At 75.8% G+C, this 7697-nt stretch carries 8 protein-coding genes; 3 read left to right on the top strand and 5 right to left on the bottom strand.

Annotated elements, in window-relative coordinates; all coding sequences use genetic code 11:
• Positions 1-66: 66 nt before the first annotated feature.
• The 4 genes from HCN56_RS02025 to HCN56_RS02010 form a co-directional block, all read right to left on the bottom strand.
• On the bottom strand, positions 67-1188 hold the full coding sequence (locus HCN56_RS02025; protein ID WP_167967686.1) for a YlbL family protein: 1122 nt from the start codon (positions 1186-1188) through the stop codon (positions 67-69).
• 25 nt (positions 1189-1213) lie between these two features.
• Positions 1214-1453, bottom strand: coding sequence for a hypothetical protein (locus HCN56_RS02020; protein WP_167967685.1), 240 nt, complete (start codon positions 1451-1453; stop codon positions 1214-1216).
• 147 nt (positions 1454-1600) lie between these two features.
• The gene (locus HCN56_RS02015; RefSeq protein ID WP_245245824.1) at positions 1601-2050 is read right to left on the bottom strand and encodes a molybdenum cofactor biosynthesis protein MoaE; all 450 of its coding nucleotides are present in this window, start codon (positions 2048-2050) and stop codon (positions 1601-1603) included.
• Positions 2051-2113: 63 nt separating this feature from the next.
• A complete protein-coding gene (locus HCN56_RS02010; protein ID WP_167967683.1) occupies positions 2114-3232 on the bottom strand; it encodes an NAD-dependent epimerase/dehydratase family protein in 1119 nt (372 codons plus the stop codon).
• Between the two features lie 208 nt (positions 3233-3440).
• On the opposite strand from HCN56_RS02010, the gene HCN56_RS02005 reads away from it, so the two are divergent.
• Both HCN56_RS02005 and HCN56_RS02000 read left to right on the top strand, forming a co-directional pair.
• Entirely contained in the window at positions 3441-4961 is a 1521-nt protein-coding gene (locus HCN56_RS02005; RefSeq protein WP_167967682.1) for a zinc-dependent metalloprotease, read from the top strand.
• Positions 4958-5482, top strand: a complete 525-nt coding sequence (locus tag HCN56_RS02000) for an NUDIX hydrolase (protein WP_167967681.1) — start codon at positions 4958-4960, stop codon at positions 5480-5482. Before HCN56_RS02005 ends, HCN56_RS02000 begins: the two co-directional genes overlap by 4 nt.
• A gap of 121 nt (positions 5483-5603) precedes the next feature.
• Here HCN56_RS02000 and HCN56_RS01995 read toward each other — a convergent pair whose 3' ends face one another.
• Entirely contained in the window at positions 5604-6200 is a 597-nt protein-coding gene (locus tag HCN56_RS01995; protein WP_167967680.1) for a M48 metallopeptidase family protein, read from the bottom strand.
• Between the two features lie 364 nt (positions 6201-6564).
• Between HCN56_RS01995 and HCN56_RS01990 the strand changes: the two genes are divergently transcribed.
• On the top strand, positions 6565-7697 hold a 1133-nt coding region (locus HCN56_RS01990; RefSeq protein WP_245245823.1), incomplete at its 3' end, for a ThiF family adenylyltransferase.

The following is a 7697-nucleotide window of genomic DNA, read 5'->3' as shown; positions in this document are numbered from 1 at the left end:
GGAGACCCCCCCCCCCCCCCCCCCCCCCCCCCCCCCGCTCCGCGTCGGGCGCAACCGCCCGGCGGCTCAGTCGTCGCAGGTGGTGAGCTGGTCCGGCTCGTCGGCGCGGATGTGCTCCAGCGCGGTGAGCGCGTCGTCCAGGGTGCCGACGGAGACCAGCGTCAGGTCGTCGGGGGCGCTGCCGTCGCGGAGCGACCGGCAGTTGGCCTCCGGCGTCAGGAAGTACTCGGCCCCCTGGTCCCGCGCGGCGATGGTCTTCATCAGCACGCCGCCGATCGGGCCGACCCGGCCGTCCTCGGCGATGGTGCCGGTCCCGGCGACGAACGTGCCGCCGGTCAGCTCCTCCGGGGTGAGCTTGTCGATGATCCCGAGCGAGAACATCAGCCCGGCGCTGGGACCGCCGACGTCGGCCAGCTCGATGTCGATCTCGAACGGGAAGACGTAGGCCGTGCCGGCCTGGATGCCGACGATCGCCCGGCCGTCGTCCTCCGCCGCCGCGGTGACGACGGTGACGTCCAGGACCTCGTCGTCCGCGTCGGCGCCGTCCTGCGCCGCGTCGTCGGCGGAGGCGGCTGCCGCCTCGGCGTCGGCGGTCTCCGCCGGGCGGCGCACGGTGAAGACCACCTTCTCGTCGGCGGAGTGCCGGGTCACGACCTCCGCGACCTGCGCCGGCTCGTCGATCTGCTCGCCGTCGACCTCCAGGATCACGTCCCCGGCGCGCAGTTCGCCCTCGGCCGGGCCGCCGCGGACCACCGAGTCCACGATGGTCTCGCTGTCCAGCTCGTACCCGAGCTCGCGCAGCGCGACGGCCTTGGCGCTCTCCTGGGAGCGGCTGAACTCCTCGGCGTTCTCCTGGTCGACCTCGTCGGCGGTGCGGTCGTCCGGGTAGAGCGTCTCGTAGGGCACGACCCCGGCCCGCGGCGACAGCCAGCCCCGCATCGCGTCGGCGATCGACATCCGGTAGTTGACACCGGTGACGCGCACCGTCGTCATGTTGAGGTGCCCGGTGGTCTCGTAGGTCTCGGCGCCCTGGATGTCGAGCACCGGCACCCCGTTGTGCTCACCGAGCGTGTTGACGGTCGGCCCCGGCGACATCTGCGCGTAGGGGACCTTCACCAGCAGCGCGGCGAACAGCAGCCCGAGGAGCAGCAGTCCCGACGTCAGCAGGGTGGCGATGCGGCGTGGCATGGATCGACAGTACGGGATGGCCCCGTCACCCGTCCGCCGGGGCGGGCGAGGTCAGCGGGGCGGGCGTCGGTGCGGGTGCCGTGGCGGGGCGCTCCCCGGTCCGGGCCGGGCGCTCCATCGCGGCGCGGAACGCCTCGTGGCTGCGGACGCCCGAGGCGTCGCGCCCGCCACCGACCCCCGAGCGCCTGCGGGTTGCCCACGAGCCCCACAACGCCGCCAGCAGAGACGCGAACAGCGGGATGAACAACCAGACCAACGCCGCCATGAGTACCTCCCACCTAGGCGATCCCAGGAGCAGTTCCCTGTGCTGCCGGAAGACCAACGCTGGTCGGGCGCCGGGGGTCGCGCAACCGCTCCGCGGCCCCTCGGCGGGGCCGCCGGGCGGCGGTCGCGGTGAGGCGCACCGGGGCGCTCACGGCAACTCGCAGGCGGCCACCCACTCCCGTGATCCGTCCGCGAACGTCTGGTGCTTCCAGATGGGGACGTCCCGCTTGAGGTCGTCAATCAGCCTGCGGCAGGCGGCGAATGCCTCCTCGCGGTGCGGGCACGCCACGGCCACGACGACCGCGACATCACCGACGCGGAGTTCACCCACCCGGTGGACGGCGGCCAGGGCGCGGACCGGGAAGTCGGCCACCACCGCCGCCGCGACCTCCCTGAGCCGGGCCGCCGCGGTGGGGTGCGCCTCGTACGCCAATGAGGTGACGGCCGCCCCCTCGGCGTGTCCGTCGTGGTCCCGGACGGTCCCGACGAAGAGCGCGGTGCCGCCCGCCTCGGTGTGCGGGACGGCGGCGAACACCTCGTCCAGGGAGAGCGGGGTCTCGCGGACGGCCAGCAGGCGGATCGGTTCCTCGGTCCTCATGGGCTCCATGCTCCCCCACCGGCGCACCGGCCCGGCGCGGCACCCCGTGCGGCGGCGTGCCCGTCAGCGGCGGCGGCGCCGGGCGCGCCGTACCAGCGCGGCGGTGCCGACCAGCGCGACGGTGGCGCCGGCGGCGCCGAGGGTGGTGGCGGCGTCCTTGGCGCCCAGTCGGCGGCCGGCGACGGTGTGCCGCCCGGCGACCTCGTCCAGCAGCGCGGCGAGCACGTCCTCGTTGCTCCACTGCGGCCGCCAGCCGGCGGCGTGCAGCCGGCTGCCGCTGACCACCCACGGGTGCATGGTGTAGGCGAGGTCGCCCGCCGGGGAGGGCGTCAGCCCGAGCCGGTGCAGCCGTGAGGCCGCCCCGAGGGCGACGGCGGAGGGGAGTTCCATGCGGCGGATGCCGGAGAGCTCCTCGACCTCGTCCTGCTCCAGCCAGCCGTCGCAGCCGACGGAGACCGGGCCCTCGACGAGCCCCAGGGCGGCGTACTCCAGCGCCGAGACGAGGTCCTCGACGTGGCAGAACTGCCAGCGCGGCTGCGACCCGGCGACGACGAGCAGCCGCGGTGACTCGAAGTAGCGGGTGAGGGCGGTGTCCGCCCCGCCGCCGACGACCACCGCCGGGCGCAGCACCGTGACGGTGAGGCCGGGGTGGGCGTGGGGCGCCCGCTCCGCGAGCCGTTCGATCTCCAGCAGGTCGTCCACTCCCCCGGCGTCGGCCGTCGCGCGGAGCTCGGCGTCCTCGGAGAGGGGCACGTCGTTGTCGGCGAGGGCGCCGTAGACCATGGCCGACGTGCAGAGCACGACCCGCCGCACCCCGGCGGCGGCCGCGGCGGTCAGCACGGTCTGGGTGCCCCGCACGTTGTAGGCGCTGCGCGCGGCGGGGTCGGAGTCCAGGCCGAGGTCGAGGGCGAGGTGCACGACGACGTCGACCGGGGGCGACTCGCCGTCGCCGCGCAGCCGGTCCGCGAGGGCCGGGTCGCGGATGTCGAGGGTGTGCCACTCGACGTCCTCGGTGTCGCCGGGGCGCTCGTCCAGTGCGAGCACCCGCCGCACGCCGGGAACCGCCGCGATCCGCTCGGTGAACAGGGCGCCGACACCGTCGGCCGCGCCGGTCACGGCGATGGTCAGCGGGGCCGCGGCGTCGTTTCGCGCTGCGCGAACGATGGGCTCCGGGGAACTCACAGGATCTCTCCAGTGGTTGTCTCTGATACGACAGGCGTAGCCCCCATCCTGCCTGAGAGGTGTCTAGGCTGGAGGGACAAGCCCCGGTTTGCGCTCCGGTGATTCCCCGGGGTCACTCCGGTGCGGGGGCCCGGGCGCGGCTCGCGACCGGCCCCGGCGGCGCCGCACGCGACCGACCGTCCGTACACACAGAGCCGAGGATTTCTTCGTGAGTGAGACCCCTTTCGGATTCGGCCTCCCCGAGGAGCCCGGCGACGACGACTCCGGCAAGAACAAGCGTGAGGGCGCGGGCGACGGCGCCGGTCGCGGCGGCCCGCCCCAGAACCCGCTGGAGGCCATGTTCGGCTCGTTCGGCCTCGGTGGCCCGGGCGGCGCCGGCAGCCCGGCCGACCTGGGCGCCGCCTTCCAGCAGCTGGGGCAGATGCTGTCCTACGACGGCGGTCCGGTGAACTGGGACCTCGCCCGGGACGTGGCCCGGCAGACCGTGGCGCGCGGCGATTCCGGCGGCACGGCCGACCGCAGCGTCGGCGGGCAGGACCACGCCAAGGTCGCGGAGGCCGTCCGTCTGGCGGACCTCTGGCTGGACGGCGTCACGACGCTGCCCTCCGGGGCGTCCTCGGCCGTCGCGTGGAGCCGCGCCGAGTGGGTCGAGGCCACCCTGCCGACCTGGAAGAAGCTGGTGGACCCGGTGGCGGAGCGGGTCGGCAACGCCATGGGTGAGGTGCTGCCCTCGGAGATGCAGGCCATGGCCGGGCCGCTGCTCGGGATGATGCGCTCCATGGGCGGCGCGATGTTCGGCACCCAGATCGGGCAGGCCGTGGGCACGCTCGCCGGCGAGGTGCTCGGCGCGACCGACGTGGGGCTGCCGCTCGGCCCGGCGGGCAAGGCGGCGCTGCTGCCGGCCAACATCGACACCTTCGGGGAGGGCCTCGGGGTCCCGCTGGAGGAGGTGCGGCTGTACCTCGCGCTGCGGGAGGCGGCGCACCAGCGGCTGTTCGAGCACGTGCCGTGGCTGCGCTCGCACCTGCTGGGCGCGGTCGAGGGGTACGCCCGCGGGATCACGGTCGACAGCTCCCGGCTGGAGGACATGGTCGGCCAGATCGACCCCTCGCGCCCCGAGGAGCTGCAGGAGAAGCTGCAGCAGGGGTTGTTCCAGCCGGAGGACACCCCCGAGCAGAAGGCGGCGCTGGCGCGGCTGGAGACCGCGCTCGCCCTGGTCGAGGGCTGGGTGGACGCGGTGGTGCACGCCGCCGCCTCCGGGCACCTCCCGTCGGCCGACGCGCTGCGCGAGACGCTGCGGCGTCGGCGGGCGACCGGCGGCCCGGCGGAGCAGATGTTCGCCAGCCTGGTCGGGCTGGAGCTGCGGCCCCGGCGGCTGCGGGACGCCGCCCGGCTGTGGGCCTCGTTGGCCGACGCCCGGGGCACCGACGGCCGCGACGCCCTGTGGTCCCACCCCGACCTGCTGCCCACCGCCGTGGACCTGGACGACCCGGACGGCTTCGTGCACCGGGAGCAGACGGACTTCTCGGAGCTGGACAAGCTCCTCGGCTCGGCCGCTGCGGGCGAGGGTGACGGGACCGGGAACGGGACCGGCGACGGCGGCGCCTCGGGGAACGACTCCCGCGGCGGCACCGGCTCGGGCGGCTCGGGCGCCGGCGACGAGGAGCCGCGCGACGGCGACGAGAACGGCGGCAAGGGGAACGGCGACGGCCCGGGGCGCGGCGCATGAGCCTGCACCGGGACGCCTCCCGGGTGCTGGAGCGGTGGCAGGCTCCGGACGAGGGGCAGCACCGGCTGCGCCACGAGTACCGGTCGCACCTGTCGACCTACCCGGACGCGCTGCGCCGGGAGTGCGCCGCGGGGCACCTCACCGCCTCGGCGCTGGTCGTGGACCCGGAGCGTGAGCAGGTCCTGCTCACACTGCACGCCAAGCTCGACATGTGGCTGCAGACCGGCGGCCACTGCGAGGACTCCGACACCTCGCTGGCGGGTGCGGCGCTGCGCGAGGCGAGCGAGGAGTCCGGCATCGCGGGACTGCGGCTGCTGGAGCAGCCGGTGGCGCTGGACCGGCACCTCACGCCCTGCGCGGTCCATCTCGACGTGCAGTACGTCGCCCTCGCCCCGCGCGGCGCGGAGGCCAGGCGCAGCGAGGAATCAGCGGACCTGCGGTGGTTCGGCTTCGACGAGGTGGCCGGGGTCGCCGACGGCTCGGTGGTCCGCCTGGCGGCGAGGGCGCGCGCCCTGCTGTGAGCCGGAGCGGCCGCCGGCCCCGGCACCTCCGGGGCCGGCGCTGCCGCCGTCCGCGCCCCGTTCCCGCCGCCGCGGGGGCGGGGCGCGCCCGTGTGCACGGGTTACGGGGGGCTGCCGCGGTTCAGTCGGCTCCGGGGGCGTGCGGCAGCCGCTCCGCGGCGACCACGCCCTCGAGGAAGCCCCGCGCCCGGTCGGTGTGGGGATAGCCCTCCAGCAACCGCCAGAAGCCGGGACCGTGGCCGGGAACCAGCAGGTGGGCGAGTTCGTGCAGCAGCACGTAGTCGAGGACGTACTCGGGCATCCCCTGGAGCCGGTGGGAGAGGCGGATGGAGCCCGCCGCGGGGGTGCACGAGCCCCAGCGGCTCTGCTGGTTGGTGACCCAGCGGACGGTCCGGGGCGCCGCCCGGCCGTCGAGGTACCGCGCGGAGAGCTGTTCGGCCCGGGCGGCGAGCTCCGCGTCGTCGAGGTAGCGCCGCTGCTCCTGGGCGGCCAGCTTCTCCATCATCACGGCGACCCAGCGCCGTTCCTCTTCCTCGGACATTCTGGCCGGAATGAGCACGATGGTGCGGCCACCCTCACGGTAGGCCGAGACCGTGCGGCGCCGCCGTGAGCTGCGGCGCACCTCCACCGGACCGTCGGGGGGCGCGGCCACCCCGGGACGCCCCGTCGCGGCGGTGCGCTGCGGCGGGCCAACGCTCTGCAGGGGGTCGGCGGGCACATTTCGACGGTACCCCCATCCACGGACAAAAGTCGTGGCCACGAGCCGCACCGGACCGCTGCGCCTCCCACGGGTGCACTATTCGTGAGATTTGTCCGACCGGGGTGATTCCGCCGCGTTGCGGCCTTTTGGCGGGGTGGATTCTCGGCCGCGCACGGCAGCGGTGAACCCTGTGACACCGCTGCGGTATGACCAACGCCACCCCCTGTGGACAACGCGGAGCGCCGACACGACCGATCCGCCATGATGCTCTTCGTGACCGCACGAGCACCACGGGTCACGGCCTTGCCGTGTGCAAGGTCCGAGGTGCCGACGAGGGGCGGGATGCGACATCCCGCGGATCGGGGGACGAACCATGCATCCGATGATCAAGCCCGCGCTGCGTCGCGGGTGGCAGGACCGGCAGACGGTGCGGTTCGGGGTGACGCCGCCGCACTCGGTGCTCCTGGGCCCGCTGGACTCCGCCACCGAGACCTTCCTCGGGTTGCTGGACGGCACGCGCGGGCTGCCCGCCCTGCGGGCGGCGGCGGGCCGGCTGGGCATGCCGCCGGGCGCTGCGGACCGGGTGGCGCGGGGGCTGGCGGAGGCGGGGCTCCTCGAGGACGCGACCGCCGACCGCGCCGCGGCGGCCCGGATCAGTGAGCGGCTGCGCCCCGATCTCGCGGCGCAGTCGCTGCTCACGCAGCAGCCCGGCGGCGGGCTGGGTCGTCTGGAGGCGCGGCGCACCGCCCGGGTGCTGGTGCGCGGCGCCGGGCGGGTCGGCGCCGCGCTCGCCGTCGCCCTCGCCCAGGCCGGTGTCGGGCTGGTCGAGGTGGTGGACGGCGGCCGGGTCGAGCCCGGTGACACCGCGCCGGGCGGCATCCCGGCGGGGTACAGCGGACGCCGCCGCGACGGTGCCGCCCGCGCGGTGGTGCGGGCGGCGCGCCCGTGGCGGGCGGACAGCGGCCAGGAGGCGCGCGGGGACGGCGCACGGCTGGTGGTCTTGGCACCGCGCGACGGAGTACGGGCCTACGTGCCGGACCCGGACCCGGCGCTCTCCGCCATGGACGGCGAGGTGCCGCACCTCTACGCCGGGGTGGTGGAGGCGACCGGCTTCGTGGGTCCGCTGGTGCTGCCCGGGGTCTCCGCCTGCGCGGAGTGCCTGCTGCGCCACCGCACCCGGAGCGAGCCGTCCTGGCCGCTGCTGGTCGGCCAGTGGCGCAACGGACGCACCCCGGGGGTGCCGGCGTGCGACGCCACCCTGGCGGTGGCCGTCGCGGGGCTGGCGGCGGCCACCGCGCTGGCCTACCTCGACGATCCCGACTCCACTCCGGCGGGGGTGCGCAGCGAGCTGTCGCTGCCGGCGCTGGAGATGCGGCGCGAGGAACTGCCTCCCCACCCGGAGTGCCCCTGCGGTGCGGCCGACGCCGCGGCGTCTGCGGCCCCGGCCGGCGGCGCCGCGGCCGGAGCGGAGCACGGGCGCGGGCATGGTGAGGGGGGTGGGGCCGGGCTCGGGGC

It is taken from the genome of Streptomyces lonarensis (assembly GCF_012033735.1).
Taxonomy (GTDB): domain Bacteria; phylum Actinomycetota; class Actinomycetes; order Streptomycetales; family Streptomycetaceae; genus Streptomyces; species Streptomyces lonarensis.
This window is presented reverse-complemented; position numbering and strand designations above follow the sequence as displayed.